The organism is Kurthia sp. ISK08, from assembly GCF_046159805.1.
Lineage (GTDB): Bacteria > Bacillota > Bacilli > Bacillales_A > Planococcaceae > Kurthia > Kurthia gibsonii.
Genome location: NZ_JBJXHL010000006.1, coordinates 24,977 through 46,150, shown reverse-complemented (window position 1 = coordinate 46,150; position 21,174 = coordinate 24,977). Strand labels below are relative to the sequence as shown.

General features: G+C 35.3%; 24 protein-coding genes. 18 read left to right on the top strand and 6 right to left on the bottom strand.

Annotated elements, in window-relative coordinates; all coding sequences use genetic code 11:
• Positions 1 to 73: 73 nt before the first annotated feature.
• Entirely contained in the window at positions 74 to 607 is a 534-nt protein-coding gene (locus ACKVQX_RS11410; protein WP_068450528.1) for a YceI family protein, read from the bottom strand.
• A gap of 268 nt (positions 608 to 875) precedes the next feature.
• On the opposite strand from ACKVQX_RS11410, the gene ACKVQX_RS11405 reads away from it, so the two are divergent.
• The 12 genes from ACKVQX_RS11405 to ACKVQX_RS11350 all read left to right on the top strand — a co-directional run bounded on the left by ACKVQX_RS11405 (position 876) and on the right by ACKVQX_RS11350 (position 9,594).
• Complete coding sequence (locus ACKVQX_RS11405; RefSeq protein WP_068450530.1) at positions 876 to 1,181, top strand: helix-turn-helix domain-containing protein; 306 nt, start codon at positions 876 to 878, stop codon at positions 1,179 to 1,181.
• An 80-nt stretch (positions 1,182 to 1,261) separates the two neighbouring features.
• Positions 1,262 to 2,185, top strand: coding sequence for a UDP-N-acetylmuramate dehydrogenase (murB, locus tag ACKVQX_RS11400; RefSeq protein WP_068457183.1), 924 nt, complete (start codon positions 1,262 to 1,264; stop codon positions 2,183 to 2,185).
• Positions 2,186 to 2,275: 90 nt separating this feature from the next.
• On the top strand, positions 2,276 to 3,037 hold the full coding sequence (locus ACKVQX_RS11395) for an exodeoxyribonuclease III (RefSeq protein WP_068450536.1): 762 nt from the start codon (positions 2,276 to 2,278) through the stop codon (positions 3,035 to 3,037).
• The gene (locus tag ACKVQX_RS11390) at positions 3,034 to 3,393 is read left to right on the top strand and encodes a fluoride efflux transporter FluC (RefSeq protein WP_409136333.1); all 360 of its coding nucleotides are present in this window, start codon (positions 3,034 to 3,036) and stop codon (positions 3,391 to 3,393) included. The genes ACKVQX_RS11395 and ACKVQX_RS11390 overlap by 4 nt, the downstream gene beginning before the upstream one ends.
• The gene (locus ACKVQX_RS11385; RefSeq protein WP_409136332.1) at positions 3,390 to 3,746 is read left to right on the top strand and encodes a fluoride efflux transporter FluC; all 357 of its coding nucleotides are present in this window, start codon (positions 3,390 to 3,392) and stop codon (positions 3,744 to 3,746) included. Before ACKVQX_RS11390 ends, ACKVQX_RS11385 begins: the two co-directional genes overlap by 4 nt.
• A gap of 172 nt (positions 3,747 to 3,918) precedes the next feature.
• On the top strand, positions 3,919 to 5,037 hold the full coding sequence (locus tag ACKVQX_RS11380) for a GNAT family N-acetyltransferase (RefSeq protein ID WP_068450544.1): 1,119 nt from the start codon (positions 3,919 to 3,921) through the stop codon (positions 5,035 to 5,037).
• A gap of 114 nt (positions 5,038 to 5,151) precedes the next feature.
• Positions 5,152 to 5,571, top strand: coding sequence for a transcriptional regulator MntR (mntR, locus tag ACKVQX_RS11375; protein WP_068450546.1), 420 nt, complete (start codon positions 5,152 to 5,154; stop codon positions 5,569 to 5,571).
• Positions 5,572 to 5,609: 38 nt separating this feature from the next.
• Complete coding sequence (locus ACKVQX_RS11370; RefSeq protein WP_087681099.1) at positions 5,610 to 6,467, top strand: S1 RNA-binding domain-containing protein; 858 nt, start codon at positions 5,610 to 5,612, stop codon at positions 6,465 to 6,467.
• A gap of 202 nt (positions 6,468 to 6,669) precedes the next feature.
• On the top strand, positions 6,670 to 7,605 hold the full coding sequence (locus ACKVQX_RS11365; RefSeq protein WP_409136331.1) for a DUF1002 domain-containing protein: 936 nt from the start codon (positions 6,670 to 6,672) through the stop codon (positions 7,603 to 7,605).
• Between the two features lie 131 nt (positions 7,606 to 7,736).
• Entirely contained in the window at positions 7,737 to 8,708 is a 972-nt protein-coding gene (locus ACKVQX_RS11360) for a ring-cleaving dioxygenase (RefSeq protein WP_068450552.1), read from the top strand.
• Between the two features lie 34 nt (positions 8,709 to 8,742).
• Positions 8,743 to 9,030, top strand: a complete 288-nt coding sequence (locus tag ACKVQX_RS11355; protein ID WP_068450554.1) for a GNAT family N-acetyltransferase — start codon at positions 8,743 to 8,745, stop codon at positions 9,028 to 9,030.
• A 111-nt stretch (positions 9,031 to 9,141) separates the two neighbouring features.
• Complete coding sequence (locus tag ACKVQX_RS11350; RefSeq protein WP_409136330.1) at positions 9,142 to 9,594, top strand: DUF4064 domain-containing protein; 453 nt, start codon at positions 9,142 to 9,144, stop codon at positions 9,592 to 9,594.
• Positions 9,595 to 9,618: 24 nt separating this feature from the next.
• Here ACKVQX_RS11350 and ACKVQX_RS11345 read toward each other — a convergent pair whose 3' ends face one another.
• A complete protein-coding gene (locus ACKVQX_RS11345) occupies positions 9,619 to 10,230 on the bottom strand; it encodes a TetR/AcrR family transcriptional regulator (protein ID WP_409136329.1) in 612 nt (203 codons plus the stop codon).
• A 356-nt stretch (positions 10,231 to 10,586) separates the two neighbouring features.
• Between ACKVQX_RS11345 and ACKVQX_RS11340 the strand changes: the two genes are divergently transcribed.
• Positions 10,587 to 10,904 carry a hypothetical protein gene (locus ACKVQX_RS11340; RefSeq protein ID WP_068450558.1) on the top strand — a complete coding sequence of 106 codons (318 nt, stop codon included), beginning with the start codon at positions 10,587 to 10,589 and terminating at the stop codon, positions 10,902 to 10,904.
• A 61-nt stretch (positions 10,905 to 10,965) separates the two neighbouring features.
• On the opposite strand, the gene ACKVQX_RS11335 is transcribed toward ACKVQX_RS11340, so the two are convergent.
• Positions 10,966 to 12,480 carry a succinate CoA transferase gene (locus ACKVQX_RS11335; protein WP_068450560.1) on the bottom strand — a complete coding sequence of 505 codons (1,515 nt, stop codon included), beginning with the start codon at positions 12,478 to 12,480 and terminating at the stop codon, positions 10,966 to 10,968.
• A 265-nt stretch (positions 12,481 to 12,745) separates the two neighbouring features.
• Entirely contained in the window at positions 12,746 to 13,396 is a 651-nt protein-coding gene (locus ACKVQX_RS11330; RefSeq protein WP_068450562.1) for a LytTR family DNA-binding domain-containing protein, read from the bottom strand.
• 441 nt (positions 13,397 to 13,837) lie between these two features.
• Between ACKVQX_RS11330 and ACKVQX_RS11325 the strand changes: the two genes are divergently transcribed.
• The 4 genes from ACKVQX_RS11325 to ACKVQX_RS11310 all read left to right on the top strand — a co-directional run bounded on the left by ACKVQX_RS11325 (position 13,838) and on the right by ACKVQX_RS11310 (position 16,794).
• Entirely contained in the window at positions 13,838 to 14,623 is a 786-nt protein-coding gene (locus ACKVQX_RS11325; protein WP_068450564.1) for a response regulator transcription factor, read from the top strand.
• Positions 14,624 to 14,715: 92 nt separating this feature from the next.
• Entirely contained in the window at positions 14,716 to 15,600 is an 885-nt protein-coding gene (gene yidC, locus ACKVQX_RS11320; protein WP_068450565.1) for a membrane protein insertase YidC, read from the top strand.
• A 118-nt stretch (positions 15,601 to 15,718) separates the two neighbouring features.
• Positions 15,719 to 15,964, top strand: a complete 246-nt coding sequence (locus ACKVQX_RS11315) for a hypothetical protein (protein ID WP_231726970.1) — start codon at positions 15,719 to 15,721, stop codon at positions 15,962 to 15,964.
• Positions 15,965 to 16,074: 110 nt separating this feature from the next.
• A complete protein-coding gene (locus ACKVQX_RS11310) occupies positions 16,075 to 16,794 on the top strand; it encodes a D-alanyl-D-alanine carboxypeptidase family protein (protein ID WP_068450567.1) in 720 nt (239 codons plus the stop codon).
• A gap of 53 nt (positions 16,795 to 16,847) precedes the next feature.
• Here ACKVQX_RS11310 and cls read toward each other — a convergent pair whose 3' ends face one another.
• Positions 16,848 to 18,317, bottom strand: coding sequence for a cardiolipin synthase (gene cls, locus ACKVQX_RS11305; protein WP_087681108.1), 1,470 nt, complete (start codon positions 18,315 to 18,317; stop codon positions 16,848 to 16,850).
• A gap of 162 nt (positions 18,318 to 18,479) precedes the next feature.
• Here cls and ACKVQX_RS11300 point away from each other — a divergent pair, with 162 nt between their 5' ends.
• Entirely contained in the window at positions 18,480 to 19,871 is a 1,392-nt protein-coding gene (locus ACKVQX_RS11300; protein ID WP_285215501.1) for an L-cystine transporter, read from the top strand.
• 105 nt (positions 19,872 to 19,976) lie between these two features.
• On the opposite strand, the gene ACKVQX_RS11295 is transcribed toward ACKVQX_RS11300, so the two are convergent.
• The gene (locus tag ACKVQX_RS11295; protein WP_068450572.1) at positions 19,977 to 21,158 is read right to left on the bottom strand and encodes an MFS transporter; all 1,182 of its coding nucleotides are present in this window, start codon (positions 21,156 to 21,158) and stop codon (positions 19,977 to 19,979) included.
• Positions 21,159 to 21,174: the final 16 nt, after the last annotated feature.

The window sequence follows — 21,174 nt, the reverse complement described above, 5'->3', positions numbered from 1 at the left end:
AAATAAATCGAGAGACATCGCACCAATGGGCACAATGTCTCTCGATTTAGATTATATACTTTTTCTTTTGAGTTTAGTCTAAAGGATTTGCTTCAATTTCAACATGGATTTTAATTTCTTCACCAACAAGTACGCCACCTGTTTCTAAAGTTGAGTTCCATGTTAAGCCAAAGTCTTTACGGTTAATTTTTGTGTTTGCTTCGAATGCTACAACTTCTGCACCCCATGGGTTACGTCCGCGACCAGCATATTCTACTTTAAATGTAACAGGTTTAGTTACGTCACGAATTGTGAAATCACCTGTTAGGTCGTATTCTGCATCATCTGTTTTTTTGATATCTGTCGCAACAAATGTCATTTGTGGATATTTTTCAGCATCTAAGAAGTCTTCAGAACGTAAGTGCGTATCGCGATCTTCGTTACGTGAATCAATGCTTGCCACGTCGATTGTGAATTTGATTTCAGCATCTGTTAAATCTTCTGGATCTAATTTTAAGTCTGCAGTGAATGTATCGAATGAACCACGTACTTTTGCAATCATCATATGTTTGACTTCGAAACCTAAGTTTGAGTGTGCGCCATCTACTTTAAATACTTGTTTTGTCATTATAAATCCTCCTAGAATTGTTTATTATTTGGTATTGAATACATCATAACGCATTTTTATCTCGAATTCAAGAGTTTTTAATTCGAGATAAAAACATTCGAGGTAATGGAAGATGTTTTGCGACGTTTCTTCACAAATCTTCTACACTCACTTTTTCCCCTTATCCTTATACTGAAACATAAAGATTTGTTCATTTTCGCACAGATCATTATTACAATTAGTCACACACACAAGAAATCTGTACAATAGAAAGTACGAGGTGAAGAAGATGACACAAAAAGAATTATGTCCTCGATTATCCAAAGCGATGGATTTGATTGGGAAGCGTTGGGTCGGTTTAATTTTGTATGATTTATTAGATGGTCCAAGACGTTTTAATCAAATACAATCGAGTTTACCAATTAGTGGGCGTTTACTATCTGAACGTTTAAAGGAATTAGAGAAAGAAGGGATTGTTGAACGTCATGTTCATACAGAAATACCCATTCGCGTAGAATATCAATTAACAGATAAAGGTATGAGTTTAGAAAGCACAATTCGTGCGATTGAAAAATGGTCGAAAGAGTGGCTTTAATGAATAAATACAGGTAGAATGTCTAATGTATATTCACGTTTTAAATGAACTTATTCGAGAAAGGAATGTATGTTTCAACTATGAAATTACAATGGGCAAAAGAACTAGAAGCAATTGTTGACCCTCAGCATATTAAAATTGATGAACCTTTAAATAAATATACAATGACAAAATTAGGAGGGCCTGCGGATGTATTTGTCATGGCGACTACAGAAGAGCAGGCAGGTGCAGTTGTAAAATATGCACGCAAAAATAATATCCCTATTTTCTTATTAGGAAATGGATCGAACATGGTCATTCGTGATGGTGGAATGCGTGGAATCGTACTAAACCTTTCAAAACTAAATCAAATCCATATTGAAGGTACAACTGTATATGCACAATCAGGTGCGCTTATTATTGATGTATCAAAAGCAGCAGCAGCAGAATCACTAACAGGTTTGGAATTCTCATGTGGTATTCCAGGTTCAGTTGGCGGTGCGATGGCGATGAACGCAGGCGCATATGGTGGCGAAATTAATGATGTCATTAAAAGTTGTAAAGTTTTAACACATGAAGGCGATGTAGTTGTTCTGTCGAAAGAAGAATTAGAATTAGGCTATCGTAAAAGTGTGATCCAATCAAAAGGCTTCTATGCACTTTCTTCTGTTTTTGAATTACAAAAAGGCAATAAAGAACAAATTGATGCAACAATTGCAGATTTAACGCATAAACGTACATCAAAACAACCGTTAGAATATCCTTCAGCAGGAAGTGTATTCAAACGCCCTCCAGGCATGTTTGCTGGTAAGTTAATTCAAGATAGTGGCTTACAAGGAAAAGGTGTTGGTGGTGCAGAAGTTTCAACAAAACACGCAGGATTTATCATTAATAAAGGCAATGCAACAGCAACCGACTATATCAAGACAATTGAAATGGTTCAACAAGTTGTGAAAGAAAAATTCGGTGTAGATTTAGAAACAGAAGTGCGTATTGTTGGTGAGGATGTAGCACAACCTAAATAATTTTAAAAAGCTACTAGAAAGTTCGGAACCTTATAAGGAAACGAGCTTTCATAGGAGCTTTTTTACATAGGAAACGGGAGGAAATCATATATGAAATTCGTATCGTGGAATGTAAATGGTATTCGAGCAGTTGTTAAGAAAGGATTTATGGAATACTTTCAAGCTGTCGAGGCAGATTTCTTTTGTATTCAAGAATCAAAATGCCAAGAAGGTCAAATTGAATTAGATTTACCAGGCTATTATCAATACTGGAACTATGCTGAGCGAAAAGGCTATTCTGGTACAGCCATCTTTACTAAGCATAAGCCGCTTTCTGTACATTATGGTGTGGGGGAACAAACAAGTGAAGAAGAAGGTAGGATTATTACGCTTGAATATGAAAAATTTTATCTGGTGAATGTATATACACCCAATACTAAACGTGACTTATCTCGTCTTTCTGGACGTATGGAGTGGGAAGTGGAATTAAAAAATTATTTGCAACAATTAGATGCGAAAAAGCCTGTCATTTACTGTGGAGATTTGAACGTGGCACATGAAGCCATTGATTTAAAAAATCCAAAAACAAATGTAGGTAATGCTGGATTTACAATGGAAGAGCGACAAGCGATGACCGCTTTACTCGAAGCGGGTTTTACAGATACATTCCGTTACCTTTATCCTGAAGAAGAAGGTAAATATAGTTGGTGGTCTTATATGAATAAAGCGCGTGATCGCAATATCGGTTGGCGTATTGATTACTTTATTGTGTCGAACCGAATTGCTCATACGATTCAAAAAGCTGAAATTCATGATGACATTTTAGGGAGTGATCATTGCCCAGTATTACTTCAGTTAAAGGAAAGCGAATGAACTTCTTAGCGGTATTTTTAGGAGGAGCTGTTGGAGCAACCCTTCGCTACTTTGTTATTCTATGGTCACCTGCTGAGGCAGTATTGTGGATTGTGAATATTGTAGGCAGCTTTTCGATGGGGGCTTTACAAGCATACTATTTACAAAAGTTCGCACCCGTTTGGAAAGTATTTTGGACAACGGGCATACTAGGGTCATTTACTACTTTTTCATCTTTTTCAGCAGAATGGTTTACTTATTTTGAAGTAAATCCTTTCTACGCAAGTCTCTATGCAATTGGAATAACAATTAGTTGCTTTCTAGCTGCATTCATAGGCTTTTTACTCCTGCGTAAGAGGGGAGAACGGATAGTATGATTTTATGGATTGCACTAGGTGGAGGGATTGGAGCAATTCTTCGTTACGTAACAGTTCTTATTTTCGAAAAATATCAAAGCCCTTTTTATATAGCTACATTTATTGTAAATGTTATTGGTAGTTTGATTATGGGATTCATGATTATTTATAACATACAAAGTCAAATTGTCTTCGCGTTTATTACGTTAGGTATATTAGGTGGTTATACGACATTCTCTACTTTTGCCTTTGATTTTGTTCGTTTAGCACAACAGAAAAAATATATAACTGCGATAGTTTATACGGGAAGTACACTTATTGTAAGCTTTATCTTCTTTTTAATAGGGCTGTACTTAGGTGGAAGAATTGTATAAATAAAAGCTCTATTACATGACCTTGACATGTAGTAGAGCTTTTTAAATGTATATGAAAAATTGAATAATATGCTAGATTTTAATATACTCAATACATTCGAAGAAATGACTTTATTCGAACCTGTATAAAATAAAAATGATTCATATAAAATAGAAAAAAGAGGGAAATACAATGGAATTAAAGGAATGGACGATTGAAGAACAAGAACCATTGATTCAATTTTTAACAACGAATGTATGGCCTTATCACGTGAATTCTCATCCAGGGAGAGAATTAATTGAAAAGGCGATTGAAGAAGGCGGCTATGAGTCAGACGATGTGAAGACGTTTTGGGTAGAGAATACAGATGGTGAAAAAGTAGGTATTGTTCAACTCTATGATTTACAAGATGAAATTCCAATTTTCGATTTAAGAATTGCAGAAAAGTATCGTGAACAAGGTTATGGTCTACAAGCACTTCGATTAGTTTCAGAATATGTTTTTAAATTACCTGGTAAAATTCGTTTAGAAGGTCATACACGTCAAGATAATGTTGCAATGCGTAAAACATTTGAACGTGTAGGCTTTGTGAAGGAAGCGCATTTTAGAAAGGCATGGTACGTACCAAAAGAAGGTGAATACTACGATGCAATCACATATGGTATTACACGCGAAGATTTTTTATCGGGTGTAAAAACGCCAGTTTGCTGGGATGACGTAACAGAGGAACGTCCAAAGCCTCAAATTAATTGGGACTTTGAATCGAGCTTTGAGTCAGAGCGCTTAATGATTCGCATGCCAGAATTAGATGATACAGATGCTGTATTTGAAGCACAAAAGCGTTCTGCGCGTTCTTTAAAAGCCTATATGCCATGGGCTCAAAAAGAAGCTATACGTGAAGAAGTACGTGCAACATTACGTGAAGCAAATGCGAATTTCTTAGCACGAAAAGATTTACGCCTCCACGTATTTTTAAAAGAAACAGGAGAGTTTGTTGGAAGTTCAGGGCTACATCGAATTGATTGGGAAATTCCGAAATTTGAGATTGGTTATTGGATTGATGACCGTTTTGAAGGGAATGGATATATGACGGAAGCAGTCAAACGTATTACAGAGTTTGCTTTCGAAGAATTAAGTGCGAAACGAATTGAAATTCGCTGTGATCGAGATAATGTTCGTAGTCGTGCTGTTGCAGAAAGAACGGGATACGAACTAGAAGGTATTTTACGAAATGATTGTTTAGATGCAAGTGGTCTTCACCTTCGTGATACCTGTGTTTACGCTAAAATTGATGAAAGTTCTTCTCATTGATTTCAAAAAAAGTTCTGATTAGTACAAATAATTGACCTTTCTCTTGAAGTAGTTACGTTTTATGTTTCCATGTAGTAAGATAGAAGGATAAGACATTGAAAGAGAGGGAACTAGATGCCGACACCTAGTATGGAAGATCACATCGAACAGATTTATTTATTAATTGATCAGAAGGGCTATGCACGTGTATCGGATATCGCAGAAGCTCTATCAGTGCTTCCTTCTTCTGTTACAAAGATGGTTCAGAAGTTAGATAAGGATGGCTATTTAGTGTACGAGCGTTATCGTGGTTTAACTTTAACTTCAAAAGGTACGAAGCTAGGAAAGAGATTAGTCGATCGCCATAGCTTATTAGAAAAGTTATTGCGTCTCATTGGTGTGAATGAGGAGCTGATTTATCATGATGTGGAAGGAATCGAGCATCATTTAAGTTGGAATTCAATTGATCGAATAGCAGATCTGATTCAAGTGCTAGAAGAAAATCCCGAGTTTCTTCAAAAGCTTGAAGTTGTTAGGAATCAACAAGAAGATTAACAACAAAACCCGTTCTTTAGTGCGAAAGGAGTCATAAAGTGACACAATTACAAGTAGGCGACGTTACAAAATTAGTCGTAAAGGAAATTTTAGATTCAAAATATATTTTAACGAATGATGAGGTAGATATTCCGTTAAATGCATCAGATGTAGAAGAAGAACTTCAATTGAATGATCATGTTGAAGTATTCTTATATGCTGACCGTCGTGGCGACTTAGCTGCAACAACAGCAATCCCGCATATCTTAAAAGATGAATATGGTTTTGCAAAAGTATTACATGTAAGTGAACATGATGGTGCAAAAATCGATATCGGTACTTCGCGTGAAGTATTCGTTCCAGCAGAAGATCTACCAACACTTCGTGAATTATGGCCAGAGCCAGGCGATCATCTATATGTGACATTACGTGTTGATCGTAATGGTGGACTATTTGGTCGTTTAATTAATGAAGATCGTTTTTTAGAGCTTTATGAAGACGCAGACCCATCATTATTCAATCAAAATATTGTAGCAAGACCATATCGTTTATTACCTGTAGGTACATTTTTAATTGGTGTTGATGTACCATACCGTATTTTTGTTCATGAATCAGAGCGTAAAGCAGAACCAAGACTAGGTGCTGACGTAACCGTTCGCGTGATTGAAGTAAAAGAAGACGGTACAGTGAACGCTTCCATGTTACCACGTGTATATGAGCGTTTATCAGAAGATGCAGATCAAATTTTTGCCTACCTTCAAGAAGCAGGCGGTAAAATGCCATTCGGTGATAAATCCTCACCTGAAGAAATTAAAGAGATGTTTAACATGAGTAAAGGAGCTTTCAAACGTGCATTAGGTACATTAATGAAAGCAGGAAGAATTGTTCAAGAAGATGGATGGACTATTCTAAAATAACTTCTATTCGAAGTCATTCCAACTCCCCTCTCATTTTAACAGGAGGAGCCGTAGCTTTATGCGTAGGTATCCTCCTTTTTTTTTCATACTCAATTGTATAAAAAAGATGTTATAAATGAATAAAGAAACCTTTCCCTTATTTTTTCGTATTATTGTATAGCGCGAAAGAAGCAGAAGAATTTGTAAAGGAGTGTAAGAATACATGAAAAAGCAAGTAATCGCAGTTGTAGCAGCTATTGGTCTGGCAACAACGTCTATTGCAGCACCAACAATTAGTTTAGCTAGTACAGCTACACAAACGAATAAAGATGCAGTAAATGAAAAACTAGGTGTACCAATCGCTGTATATGGTGATTCATTAACAGCAGATGAAAAAGAAAAAGTGAAGAAAAGTTTAAATGTAGCAGCAGATGAGGAAACAGAAGAAATCACTGTTACAGGAGCGGATATTGCGAAGTATATTCAAGATGGTAATCCACGCGCAAGATTATACTCATCAGCAAAAATCACGCCACAAGATAAAGGCAAAGGCTTAGCGATTAATATTGTCACACCAGATGATATTACAGAAGTAACGTCTGATATGTATGCCAATGCAATGTTAACTGCAGGTGTAGATAATGCAAAAGTAGATGTAGCGGCACCAAAACCTGTAACAGGACATTCTGCATTAGCAGGTATTTATAAAGCATATGAATCAACAACAGGTAAAAAGCTCGATAAAGACCGTACAGATGTAGCAAACCAAGAGTTAAATGTAGCAACAGGTTTAGCAAAAAATTCAAATGTTTCAGATGAAAAAGTAAGTCAGTTACTAACAGAAATTAAGCAAGAAATTGCAAAACAAAAGCCAGCTACAAAAGAAGAAGTAGCTCAAATTGTCGATGATAAACTAAGCACATTAAACATTCAACTAAGCGACCAAGATCGTCAAATGCTAGTTGATTTAATGGATAAAATCAGTAAATTAGACATCGACTTTAGTAAATGGTCTTCACAACTAGATGACTTAAATAACACAATCAAAGATAAACTAGACAATATCAAAAATGATATTAATAGTGATACTGGTTTCTGGGCGAGTGTGAAGAACTTCTTCCAAAACCTTGTAGATACAGTAAAAGGTTGGTTTAACTAATTAGATAAAAGCAATTGATGTAGAGCTAAAAACATCAATTGCTTTTTATTTTGCAATTTAAAATAAAGCATGTTAAGATAAATGCAATAAATATCTCGAATTCAAGATAATTTTTAAAAGGAGTGTTTTATATGACATTACAATTAGGTGGTATTCACCACGTATCTTCTATTACTTCACATATCGAACGAAATCACGATTTTTTCACACGTATTTTAGGAATGCGCCTAGTTAAAAAAACCGTAAATCAGGATAATACATCTTCATATCATTTATTTTATGCGGATGCAGTTGGAACACCAGGTACAGATATGACATACTTCGATATCCCAATGGCAGGTAGAACACATGAAGGTGTATCGAGTATTAATAGCACAGCATTTCGTGTGAAATCAGAAGAAGCACTCGCATTTTGGGTTCAACGCTTCGATGAGCTTGGTGTTGAACACGGAGAAATTGAAGAACGTTTTGGACGTAAAGTATTGCCGTTTCGAGACGAAGACTTGGCGCGTTTTTTACTTGTTGTAGATGACGGTTCGGGCATTCCATATGGAGAGCCTTGGAAAGTGGATGATATTCCACTTGAATATGCGATTGTTGGATTAGGTGGTGTGACATTGACACTGCGTAATACACAGGCGACAGAACGTGTTTTAACAAAAGTACTTGGTTTTGAATATATCGGAAGCTATCCATCACTTGTGCCAAACCAACCGAACATCTTAGTATTTTCAACAGGTCTTGGAGGACCAGCAGGAGAAGTGCATATTGAACAAAGACTCGATTTACCGATGGAAAGACCAGGTAGAGGCAGTGTGCATCACGTTGCGTTTAGAGTAAACAATTTTGAGGAATATGATGAATGGGTTAAAAAATTTGATGAACTTGGTTATGTAACATCTGGAAAAGTAGACCGTTACTATTTCCGTTCAATGTATTATCGTGATCCAAACGGCATTCTGTTTGAACTAGCAACAGATGAACCAGGTTTTGATGCAGATGAACCATTAGATGAAATGGGAAATAAATTAGCACTTCCACCATTTTTAGAACCGAAACGTACAGAAATAGAAGCGAGTCTTCATCCACTTAAAATTCAATAAATTGTGGTAAACTATGGAAAAGGAGGTTGATGAAATGGAATTTAGTTTAAAACAAGACGGAAATCAAGGTGCTTATATCCATGAAGTCAATGGAGAAAATGTTGCTGAAATTACGTGGACGCAATTAGGTGATGTTATGGTGATGGATCATACATTCGTAGATGATTCGCTTCGAGGGCAAGGTGTTGCCAAACAATTATTAGATACTGCAGCGAACTACGCGCGTAAAAATCATTATAAAATGGAGCCAGTTTGTTCATATGTTGTCGCAGCTTTTGAGCGTTCGAACACATATGATGACATAAAAGTATCAAAAGCATGAAACCAAAAGCCATCTTTTCCGTAGATTTACATGGGAAGATGGTTTCTTTTTATGAAATTATTTGAAATTAACCCAATAATGTGTAGAATAAAAAATTGAAAGGATGAGAATATGAAAAGAACTGTAGAGAAAGTATTAACGATGGCAGCTATTATTTGTAGTTTACTAGGAATAGGTTTAATGTCTGTTATTATCTTCGGTATGGGGGTTGCTTTTGATGATCCAAATACGGTTGAAGAAATTGTAGTCGAACAAAATCAGACAGGGCAAGAACAAATAACTGTTGAGGAGATGCAAGAAGCTATTGATGTCATTCAACCGTTCGTTAATACATTTGGTTGGGTGATTGTCGCATTATTAGTGATTTCAGTTGTTTTAGGTATTATCGCGTTTGTTTATCTAATGAAGAATAAAAGCATGAACGCAACAGGTGGTCTATTAATCGCAGCAGGTGTACTATCAGGATTGATTAGTATTACATCAATTTTATATTATATCGCAGCAATTATGTGCTTTGTACGTAAACCAAAGCCAACCGATCAAACATTACCACCTATGCAATAAGAAAAAGAACAGGAGAAGTGCAGATTACTGCAATTTCTCCTGTTCTTTTTTTAACAGCTCACCTTGAATGAGTTGAAAGATATTTTTCTTAATATGCTCTGGCACATGTGTGAATTCAGTTTCAGGCTTATAAATAAAGGTATGTTGTACCATCGACAATGTTGCACCGATAATACCAACTTGTAATAACTTCAAATCGATTTCCATTATTCGACCTTGTTTCATTCGCCTTAAAATTTCATGATCTCCATGTGTTAATTCATATAAACTCGTTGTATATTGTTCTGATAGCTCAGGGTGGCGAACCGCTTCCGTAAATAAAATTGTAAATTGTGGACGGTTAGCAAAAATCTTTTCAAGTAAATCAGAAGTCCATAGTTGAATTAATTCATCATTCGGCAAAGAAATAAGTTCTTCTTTTGTACGATTAAATAAAACACTTGGTTGAACAGTAGCTAATAATAAATCATGTTTATTTTTAAAATATTTATACATAGCAGCTTCCGAAATATCAGCCTGCTTTGCAATTTGTGCTGTTGATGTACAGTCGTAGCCTTGACGATAAAATAGACTGCGCGCGATATGTAAAATACGTTGTTTCGTTAGATTTCCTTTTGTACTCTTTGGTTCATACATATTGAATCACCTCAAATGAGCAAATACGTCATAAAAAAAGAGAGTAGTTTCCGCTACCCCCTCTAGATGAAGTTAAAATCGAAAAATCCGTTCAACAACTAAGACGAGCGAACAGATTATTGACGAGATTCTAATTCTCTCTACATAAAAGTTAGTGTTCACTAACTCTAGAATCCTTATATATTATACATACAAAATATAGGTAATGTAAACAATTTATTTCAAAAAAAATAGAATTTGTATCATTTGAAATATTAGGTCACTTAAATGTAATATAGAAAATAGTAAATGTTAGGTTGAGGAAAAGTTGTTTCGGGTATAATAGTTTTAATGAACTTAACTGGGAGGAATTTATTATGAGTAAAAAGAAAACATTATTATTAGCAAGTTTAGCAGCAGGAGCTTATGCATACTTAAAGAAACCAGAAAATCGTGAAAAAGCATTAGCTGCTTTCAACAGCACAAAAGATAAAGTAAATGAGTACGTAAATGCCAATAAAGATAAAACAGGTGAAGAGCGTCATAATGATGAAAAAGTTGTACATGCAACACACTATGATGATAGCATTACTGGTAATCCTGAAAAAGACTACAAAATTGAAGAAAATGAAATGGTAGCAGAAGGTGGTTTAACTTCTGTTCAATACCAAAATGAAGAACAAGAAAAGAAATAATTGTGTAAAAGAAAAGGAATCACGTCCTCATAGCGACGTGATTCCTTTTTTGTATCATAAATTAAGCATGTACAGGAGGAAGCATTTGACCATATTGAGCTAGGTTCGTATGGAATGAGAATGCTTTTTCAAGTACGTGAGGTGTATGCCCGCCGCGTGTATTCGCTTCTTCTAAGTAAGCGCGTAACGCTGGTTTGTAATCAGGGTGTACACATTTTTCGATAATTAGTTCAGCGCGTTCGCGTGGAGCTAAACCACGTAAATCAGCTAAACCTTGTTCAGTTACAACAACATCTACATCATGTTCGTTGTGGTCAACGTGTGAAACGAATGGTACAACTGATGAGATTTTGCCTTCTTTAGCATATGATTTTGTAATGAAGATGGACGTACGTGCAGCACGAGCGAAGTCACCAGAACCACCGATACCATTCATCATTTTGTTACCTGCTACGTGTGTAGAGTTTACGTTACCATAAATATCAAACTCAAGTGCTGTATTCATCGCGATTAAACCCATACGACGAACTAATTCAGGATGGTTTGAAATCTCTTGTGGACGTAAGCAAAGTTTATCTTTATAACGTTCTAAGTTACCAAATACAGCGTCCAATTTTTCAGCTGTAAGAGAAGTTGCACAACCAGAAGCGAATTTTACTTTACCAGCATCGATTAAATCGAATACAGAGTCTTGTAGTACTTCTGAATAAACTTCTAAGTCTTTGAATTCTGAGTTTGCCATACCGCCAAGAACAGCATTTGCTACAGAACCAACACCTGATTGTAATGGTGCAAGAGTTTCTGTTAGACGACCTTCTTTTACTTCTTTACGGAAGAAGTCGATAATATGATCTGCGATTTGTTGTGTTTCATCGTCAATTGCAGTCATTGTAGTTGGTGTATCTACTTGATCTGTTAATACGATTGCAGCTACTTTATCAAAGTCTAATGGAATACCGATTGTACCAATGCGATCTGAAGCGTTTACAAGTGGAATCGGTCCACGTTCGCCCTGTGCTTCTGGTACATAAATATCATGAATACCTTCTAATTGTTCATATGAAGCCAAGTTTAACTCAATGATAACTTTTTTAGCTGTTTGAACATAGATTGGTGAGTTACCAACAGAAGTTGTTGGGATTAACATACCATCTTCAGTAATTGCGACAGCTTCTACTACAGCAACATCAATTGCATCGATAGCATTTTGACGTAAGTATTCAGCTGTTACTGATAAATGTTGGTCCACAAAATACATATCTTGCTTATTGATATGACTGCGCATTGTGCGGTCTAATTGGAATGGAAGACGTTTATTAACGATTCCAGCGTCTGACATTAAAGCATCAATATCTGAACCTAATGAAGCACCTGTGAATACGTTTACTTTAAATTTTTCACCAGCATTTGCACGATCAACTAATGCCATTGGAATAGCTTTAGCATCTCCAGCACGAGTGAAGCCACTTAAACCAAGAGTCATACCATCTGTAATAATACGAGCCGCTTCTTCAGCAGACATTACTTTATGAGCAAGTGCTGTGGCGCGTAATCTTTCTTCAACTTTTGCAACCATGAAAAACTCCCCTTTTCTATCTAGAATAAATATTATTTTTTTGGAAAATTTAGTTCAAAAAAATTTTATCACTAAATTGTCACATATAGTTCTTTAATGCATGAAAGGGTTTAAAAAATGATTAATAGGGAAAATATTTGCTGAAAATAGAAAATAGAATATTTCTACAATATAGTTTTAACAATACAATAACAAATGAAATATGGTATAAAAAAGAAAAAATCCAAAGTAGCTATTAAAAGCATACTTTGGATTTACATATAAACTAAAAACCTAAAGAGCGACGGAAGTAACTTGCATAGCGTTGGCTGACAGGTATTCTTGTGCCGTCTTTCATGATTAATAAAAATGTTGAATGTGAGTCTGGTTGGATTTCATCGATGAAATCAATGTTAACGATATATGAGCGATGGCATCGAATAAAGGTATCTGGCGATAAGAATAATTCTAAATCACTTAAATTTAAACGGTGGTAACCTTCTTTAGACATCGTCTTAACGAAAGTTTTGCGAAGTTGTGTTTCTAAGTAGATCACTTCATTGTGTTTTACAGGGTACCAGCAATCATCAATTTTGACTGTAATATAATTTGTTAAGAATGGTGATGGCTTTTGTGGGAATACCGCTGTAATTGCACCTTTTGGCTCGCCTTCTTCCATAAGTGGAATTGACATACCGTAATAAGGAACACCAAAGATATCTGGTTCAATAAATGAATTAATTTTTTGACCATAATCTAGTGCTTTATGTGTTGCCGAACCTTCTGGAATTGGGTCACCCGGCTTGATTTTTAAATCAATCTTTTTACTTGGTTGGTAATAAAGATACTCTTTTGTGTCTGAAACAACAATTGATGTATTGTCCGGGAAAAACTCCTTAATAACCTCTATCAATTCCTCAATTGATCTTGGATCCATTAATTCATACCTCGTTTCTTTCCTTGTCTTCTCATAATCTTATTTTACACACTATTATAACATTTTACTACATCAATGAGGTAAATTTAAGAAAAGAAAATAAAACAACCTGAAAAAAGTAGTTATATGATAAAATTGAACGATAAATAGCTTCATTTTATGGAATTACAGTCGAAAAAAATAGTATATATCTGTGAAAAAAATGCAAAATTTATCATAAAAAACAGGAACGTGGTCTTTCCCTTTAATTAATATTAATGTATAATTTTTATAAAAAACAGGTATTTTGTGTGTAAGGAAAGTAAGTATAAAGGCTCAATTTATATTTTTTTACATTTTTTGTGTGAATAGGGTTAAAACTATTTTCATATTACTATTTTCGTTATATAGTATAAAGTGGGTTATTACAAAATGCGTAATTTTAGAAAGATGGGGAAGCTTATGCTACAACACCAATATTCGATTTCAGAAGCTATTTCAAAGCGATACTTTCAAGAAATTGAAACGATGAATCGCTACGATGGTATCGACAAATTCTTTGATATTGAAGCGCAATTAGTAAGAGAAATTTATCAATTAGAAGAAGAAGCTGCAAAAGAAACACTAGGCAAGCTAATTGATATTCTTTCAGAGCGTTCAGGCAAGCACTTTTTCCGAGCAATTCGACACTACTTCGTTGTTTTATCTTCTGTGGTAACACGCAAATTAGTAGAGAATCAAGCTCCATTTAAAAAAGCATTTGCATTTAACGCAGCATGCGTAGAGATGATTGATGAAAGAATGAACGATGCTGAATTTTTACAGTTCGCAGATGACTTAATTGAATTTTACATTTATGTAATTTCAGAAAGAAAACAGCCTTCTTATAAGCATCAAACTGTAAACAAAGTAATTATGTACATAGATGACGAAGTAGAGACTGACTTATCAGTTGAAGATATTGCACTTCATTTCTCAATCAGTACATCACATTTATCTCGAATTTTTAAGGAACATGTGGGCATTACATTAGTTGAATATTTAAATGTACGTCGTGTGGAAGAATCACAGTATTACTTGCGTCATACGAACAAAAGTATTTCAAACATTTCTGAGCAATTCCACTTCTGTAACCAAAGTTATTACACGCGAATTTTCAAAAAATATGTTGGGTTAACACCAAAACATTTCCGCGATCAAGTTGATCATGAGTATTTCCGTTTTCAACTACCAGAAAGAATTTTATAAAATGTCTTAAATGTACCTTTCTTTGATTTGATTAATTGTACTAACATACTGTATACTTCACAGTAGTGAAAAAATTGATGTAGGTGAAAATAGTGAAAAAGAAACTAGGATTAATTTCAATCCTCGGTTTAGCGCCGTTTATTTTAGCGGGATGTGAAGCAGTAGAGAACCAAGAAGGCTTCTTCTATAGCACATTCGTAAAGCCGATGGAGTTTTTAATTGATTTCTTTGGTAATACAGTTCTAGATGGTGGTTATGGTGGTGCCATCATTATTATCACAGTTTTAGTACGTCTTATTTTAATGCCATTCATGATTCGTAACTATAAGAATCAACAAGGTATGAAAGAAAAAATGGACAAGTTAAAGCCTGAAATGGACGATATTCAAAAGAAATTAAAGCAAGCGAAGTCTAAAGAAGAGCAAATGGCTCTACAACAAGAAATGATGGGACTATATAAGAAGCATGGTGTAAATCCATTAAACATGGGTTGTTTACCAATGATTATTCAAATGCCGATTATCATGGGTCTGTACTATGCAATTCGTTATTCTGCAGATGTACAATCGCATCACTTCTTATGGTTCAAACTGGGCGATCCGGATATTGCGATGACATTAATCGCGGGTGCTGTATACTTCTTCCAAGCACAAGTATCTCTATGGACAATTCCAGAGCAACAAAAGAAACAAATGAAGCTTATGATGTACATCTCACCGATTATGATCATGTTCATTTCGTTCACAAGTATGGCTGCTTTACCTCTATATTGGTCTGTTAGTGGTGCACTACTTGTACTTCAAACAATCATTGGACGTAAGCTATATCCACCAGCAGTACCAGAAGGTCAAGAACCTGCACCAAAGAAAAAGCTATTCGGTGGTACAGTTGAATCTGAACCAGAAGCTCCCGCTGAAAAACGTAAATTAACACCAGCAGAGCGTGCTGCGAAACAACAGAAGAAAAAGAAAAAATAAGTGTTGAGCTTAGACAAAGGCAGTCTCTCTATTTACATAATACAATTGAAAATCCATCTGTGATTCTCAGTTGCATGTAAAAGAGGACAGCCTTTTTTATTAGAGGAGGAAAATAAACGTGTCGAAAAGAATTATGGGAATCGCCGTTTTAATTACGAGTGTATTAGCGGTATTCTTACTAATTAAACAAAATTTCAACTGGGCAGTATTTTGTATTACACTTATGTTTACATTAACAAATGCAGTGCGTGCAAAAGATATGGCTTCAAAAGGTTTTGAAAAAGAATCACGCTGGATGCGCAATTTATCGATTTTCTTCGGTATTGCTTCAGCAGGTATTCTATTTGTGAACCTTTTTATGTAAGTAACGTCTTACAATTGAATCAATCAAGTAATGAAAAGTGCAGGATCTCTTGATGAGATGCTGCATTTTTAGTGAAGATAAAAGGAACAGAGAATAAAGGAGGAAAAGTGATGCGATTAAAAACATTTACATGGACTGCAACACTTTTACTAAGTAGTAGCATTCTATTAGCAGCTTGTAGTGAGCAAAAAGAGCAATCGAACGAACCCAAAAAAGAACAAACATCACAGCAAACGACTAACACTGAAAAAGAACAAGAGAAAAGAGATGCAGGTGGTTATATTATTAATCAAAAAACACCTAAAAAAGAACACTATGTAAAAGGTGTTTTAATTGCGAACAAAGTATATCCAATGCCTCAAAATTTTGCGCCAGGTGAAAGTAAAGAAGCTCGAAAAGCATTTGAACAATTAAATAAAGCGGCTAAAAAAGCAGGATATACATTTGATGCATTTAGCACATATCGCTCATACGATCGTCAAAAAGTTTTATATGATGGCTATGTGAAAAGAGATGGAAAAGAGGCTGCAGATACGTATAGTGCGCGTCCAGGGTTTTCCGAACATCAAACAGGCTTAGCCTTTGATATCGGTGAGGTAGGAAAGCCAGGAGACTATGCGGATGACCGTTTTGGTGAAACAGAAGCAGGTAAATGGTTAGCTAAAAATGCACATAAATATGGTTTTATTATGCGTTATCCAAAAGGAAAAGAAAAAGTCACAGGGTATAAACATGAATCGTGGCATTTCCGCTATGTAGGTGAAAAAATAGCGACAGAAATTTATGAGAATAACTCGACATTAGAAGAATATCTCGGTGCAAAAGGATAATAAAAAAGAACTCTTGTATGATTATAAACAAGTCATACAGGAGTTCTTTTTCGTTATAAAATAGGTGATAGCAATCGAGAAATAGATTCTTTCAGTTTAATGATGGTTGAACGATTTTTATATTTTTCAGGTGTTAGCTCAGAAGAATATAAAATATCGCGTTCAAATAGTTCAGCCAGTTGATGTGCTACATCGGTATCATAGATAAACGCATTTGCTTCAAAGTTTAATTTAAAGCTTCGTGAATCAATATTTGCCGTTCCGACAGAAGCTGCTTCGTCATCAATTACGACCATTTTTGTGTGTAAAAAGCCATTTTCATAAACATATACTTTTGCGCCAGCTTCAATTAATAAACCAACATAATAGTAAGTTGCCCAGTAAACAAAAATGTGATCTGGTTTATTTGGAATCATAATGCGTACATCAATTCCAGATAGACAAGCAATGCGTACAGCGTTAATAAAAGCATCATCGGGAATGAAATAAGGTGTTTGAATATATACATATTTTTTAGCCATATTAATTAATTTAATATAACCGTTTTTAATTGCCTCCCAATCTGAGTCAGGTCCAGATGATACGATTTGAATAGCTGTATTCCCTTGACGATAAAATGTTGGGAAGAAACTATCTTCATACTCTAAATTTTTACGATCAGATGCTTGATTCCAATCAAGTAAAAAACGTGTTTGTAATGGTTGAACAGAGCTGCCATTAATACGTAGATGCGTATCACGCCAGTAACCAAATTTCTCTTTTAAACCTAGATATTCATCACCTACGTTAAAGCCACCGATATAACCAACTTTTCCATCAATTACAACAATTTTTCTGTGGTTACGATAGTTCATACGTGGGTTGATTAAAGGAAGAACAGACGGGAAGAATACTTCTACTTCTCCTCCTTGTTCAATTAAAGCTTTAAAATCTTTTTTATGCACACCGCGTGATCCCATTTCATCATAGAGGACTCTCACTTGTACACCTTGCCTCGCTTTTTCAATGAGTGCATCTAAAATGCGTGTGCCTAGTCGATCTAATCTAAAAATGTAGTATTGAATATGGATATGATGTTTAGCTTCAGCAATATCTTCTAAAAGACGATCGAATTTATCTTGTCCATCATCGAAGATATGAATGTGATTATCTTGTGTTAAAACAGCGTGATTTGATAACAAGTTCATGTAGATAAGTTCTTTATATTTTGAAGCTGTTTCAGATAATTTATATTCAAAACTACCTTCTTTAATCGATTCAATTTGATAGTCAACTAATGTTTCGATACCAATCTTTTTACGTCCACTCCATCTAAACATACGTCGTCTTGTCAGTTTACGTCCAAGTAGTAAATATAAAATAAACCCGACAATGGGAATAAAGAAAAGTACGAGAAGCCATGCCCAAATCGAAGATGATTCGCGTCTTTCCAAAAAGATAATAGCAAGAGCAAGTATGATATTGAAAAATAATGTCACCGAAACGATATATGAAATGAGATGAGTTGTATCGCTAATTAACATGATTTCTCCCTCCTAATTTTTCCTTATAAGTATATCTTATTCCTTCATTGGAAAGAAGTAATATTATATTTACGAATAAAACATACTTGACCGATAGGTATTGTTATATTATTATGTGAAAAGCAACGAAAGAATATCTTTTGTCAAAGAGGAGGAACATCCATGAGTATCTTTTTAACAATATTAAATGTTGTTATTTTAATTGGTCTTATTAGTTTATTAGTCGTTATGAATAAAAAGAAGGTATCTTTTTCTAAACGTGTATTTACAGGTTTGGGACTAGGGATTTTATATGGTTTAGCATTACATTTTACATATGGTGCTACATCAGATATTTTGGTTCAATCAACCGATTGGTTTAACATTATCGGTTCAGGTTATGTGAAATTACTACAAATGGTTGCAATGCCATTAGTATTTATCTCAATTGTTGCGGCATTCACGAAAGTAATTGTCGGTAAGAATTTTGGTAAGATGGCATCCATTATTTTAATTACACTTGTTGCAACAACAGGTATTGCAGCAGCAGTAGGTATTGCGTCAGCAGCAAGTTTTAATTTAGATGCAAGTTCATTAATGAATGGTAGTGCAGAACAACAACGTGGTGAACAAATTGTTCAAAAAACAGAGGAAATGGGCGACCGTACTTTACCACAACAAATTCTTGATCTGTTACCTACAAACCCATTCTTAGACTTAACAGGCGCTCGTCCAACTTCAACAATTGCAGTCGTTATTTTTGCAGCGTTTTTAGGCTTTGCTTATCTAGGTGTACGTCGTAAGGATGCAAAAACAGCTGATTTAATTAAAACAGGAATTGAAGCGATTTATGCATTAGTAATGAATGTTGTAAAAATCGTTTTACGTTTAACTCCATTCGGTATTTTAGCAATTATGACTTCAACAGTTGCTACTTCTGATTTCGGTGCGATTTACAACATGGGGAAATTCGTCATCGCTTCCTATGCAGCATTAATTGCAATGTTTGTTATTCATTTAATCATCATTAGCTTAACAGGTGTTAGCCCGATTACGTATGTGAAGAAGGTTTCAACAACATTAATCTTTGCATTCACATCACGTTCGAGTGCAGGTACTTTACCTTTAAATATCCAAACTCAAACGAAACGTTTAGGGGTGCCAGATGCAATTGCGAACTTTGCGGCATCATTTGGTGTATCAATTGGTCAAAATGGTTGTGCGGGTGTTTATCCAGCGATGCTTGCAGTTATGATTGCACCAACTGTCGGTATTAATCCACTTGAACCAAGTTTCATCTTTACATTAATTTTAGTTGTAGCTATCAGTTCATTTGGTGTAGCAGGTGTTGGTGGTGGTGCAACATTTGCAGCAATTATCGTACTTTCAGCAATGAACTTACCAGTTGCTTTAGCAGGTGTATTAATTACAGTAGAGCCATTAATCGATATGGGACGTACTGCGTTAAACGTAAGTGGTTCAATGGTTGCTGGTGTAACATCAGCTCGTGCAACAGGTGAATTAGACAAAGATACATTCAACTCAAAAGAACCTCAAAACTTAGCAGAAGTTTAATAAAGAGAGCACATCTATCATACAAATAGGTGTGCTTTTTATTGTGATAAATAAATAGGCTCGGCATGTATTGTGAGATACAATATACCGAGCCTGTTTTTTTAGTTAAGTTTTTTCAACCTTCACTTGTGGTTCACGTAATGTCTTTTTACTTGCTTTGAATGTTAAGATGACAAAGATTGATAATAGACCGAGTGAAGCCGCAATGATATAAGGTAAGTTGATTTGCATTGTAAATACCCATGTAAAGAACATTGGACCGATAATTCGACCTAAGTTATCCATTGAGTAGCTTAAACCAGCGGCTGTACCATACTTACCACCAGATTCTTTTGAAGCAAGCGAAGTAGTTAATGTACGAGCTAGTGCGTTACCTGCTGTAAATACACAGAGTGCAAAACCAGCGAATGCTAAACTACTTGTGAATGGGAACATAGCGAGTCCAACTGCGGTTACGACTTGTGCAATAATGATGAAAATCCATTCGGAACCATCTTTGATTTTACGAACGACACCGCCTTGGATCGCAAAGTCGACTAATCCACTAAATAAGAATAGTGAGCCAAGTTGAGCCGATGTAATATTAATCTTATCAATTTGGAATAGTTGAAGTGTTGATTCAACACCTGCTAATAAGAATGTCACCATGAATGAGAAGAAGAATAGATAACGTACACGATATTTTAAAAGAGTTGAAGCTCCTTTTGGAATGATTGCACGTTTTTCGGCTTCACCTTTACGCGGTGGGTCTTTTAACACAAGCGATGCATAAACTAATAAAATAAGTAATAAAATAGATGATACATAGAATGGCATATTAATACTAATTGCACCAAGTAATCCACCAATTGCTGGACCGAAAATGAAGCCTAAACCAATCGACATCCCCATGAAGCCCATATACATATTACGATTTTCATCTGAAGATGAGTCACCGATAAATCCAGTCACCGATGTATAAAGTGCGCCAGAGAATAAACCACCGATAATACGAGATACATACATCATGATTAATGAATCAGAGAAGATTGCAAAAATTAAGAAGCTCATACTGAAGCCGAATAACCCGATGAGAATAAGTCTTTTTCGTCCCATTTTATCAGAGAGACTTCCCCAAATAGGTGCCGTGAAGAAGCTAGCGAGAGAATAGACAGTTAATAGGCCACCCACATGAATATCGCTAAATCCTTGTTCGGTTACTACAAGTGGTAGAACAGGAATAACAAGCCCAAATCCAACATATACGAGGAATTGAACGGATAAGAGAAGCATTAATGATTTATTCATAGTATGTCCTCCTTTC

Bases quoted from the DNA above. Each gene is read 5' to 3' on its own strand.
- ACKVQX_RS11410 (WP_068450528.1), bottom strand. From the start codon at position 607: ATGACAAAACAAGTATTTAAAGTAGATGGCGCACACTCAAACTTAGGT.
- ACKVQX_RS11405 (WP_068450530.1), top strand. From the start codon at position 876: ATGACACAAAAAGAATTATGTCCTCGATTATCCAAAGCGATGGATTTG.
- murB (WP_068457183.1), top strand. From the start codon at position 1,262: ATGAAATTACAATGGGCAAAAGAACTAGAAGCAATTGTTGACCCTCAG.
- ACKVQX_RS11395 (WP_068450536.1), top strand. From the start codon at position 2,276: ATGAAATTCGTATCGTGGAATGTAAATGGTATTCGAGCAGTTGTTAAG.
- ACKVQX_RS11390 (WP_409136333.1), top strand. From the start codon at position 3,034: ATGAACTTCTTAGCGGTATTTTTAGGAGGAGCTGTTGGAGCAACCCTT.
- ACKVQX_RS11385 (WP_409136332.1), top strand. From the start codon at position 3,390: ATGATTTTATGGATTGCACTAGGTGGAGGGATTGGAGCAATTCTTCGT.
- ACKVQX_RS11380 (WP_068450544.1), top strand. From the start codon at position 3,919: ATGGAATTAAAGGAATGGACGATTGAAGAACAAGAACCATTGATTCAA.
- mntR (WP_068450546.1), top strand. From the start codon at position 5,152: ATGCCGACACCTAGTATGGAAGATCACATCGAACAGATTTATTTATTA.
- ACKVQX_RS11365 (WP_409136331.1), top strand. From the start codon at position 6,670: ATGAAAAAGCAAGTAATCGCAGTTGTAGCAGCTATTGGTCTGGCAACA.
- ACKVQX_RS11360 (WP_068450552.1), top strand. From the start codon at position 7,737: ATGACATTACAATTAGGTGGTATTCACCACGTATCTTCTATTACTTCA.
- ACKVQX_RS11355 (WP_068450554.1), top strand. From the start codon at position 8,743: ATGGAATTTAGTTTAAAACAAGACGGAAATCAAGGTGCTTATATCCAT.
- ACKVQX_RS11350 (WP_409136330.1), top strand. From the start codon at position 9,142: ATGAAAAGAACTGTAGAGAAAGTATTAACGATGGCAGCTATTATTTGT.
- ACKVQX_RS11345 (WP_409136329.1), bottom strand. From the start codon at position 10,230: ATGTATGAACCAAAGAGTACAAAAGGAAATCTAACGAAACAACGTATT.
- ACKVQX_RS11340 (WP_068450558.1), top strand. From the start codon at position 10,587: ATGAGTAAAAAGAAAACATTATTATTAGCAAGTTTAGCAGCAGGAGCT.
- ACKVQX_RS11335 (WP_068450560.1), bottom strand. From the start codon at position 12,480: ATGGTTGCAAAAGTTGAAGAAAGATTACGCGCCACAGCACTTGCTCAT.
- ACKVQX_RS11330 (WP_068450562.1), bottom strand. From the start codon at position 13,396: ATGGATCCAAGATCAATTGAGGAATTGATAGAGGTTATTAAGGAGTTT.
- ACKVQX_RS11325 (WP_068450564.1), top strand. From the start codon at position 13,838: ATGCTACAACACCAATATTCGATTTCAGAAGCTATTTCAAAGCGATAC.
- ACKVQX_RS11310 (WP_068450567.1), top strand. From the start codon at position 16,075: ATGCGATTAAAAACATTTACATGGACTGCAACACTTTTACTAAGTAGT.
- cls (WP_087681108.1), bottom strand. From the start codon at position 18,317: ATGTTAATTAGCGATACAACTCATCTCATTTCATATATCGTTTCGGTG.
- ACKVQX_RS11300 (WP_285215501.1), top strand. From the start codon at position 18,480: ATGAGTATCTTTTTAACAATATTAAATGTTGTTATTTTAATTGGTCTT.
- ACKVQX_RS11295 (WP_068450572.1), bottom strand. From the start codon at position 21,158: ATGAATAAATCATTAATGCTTCTCTTATCCGTTCAATTCCTCGTATAT.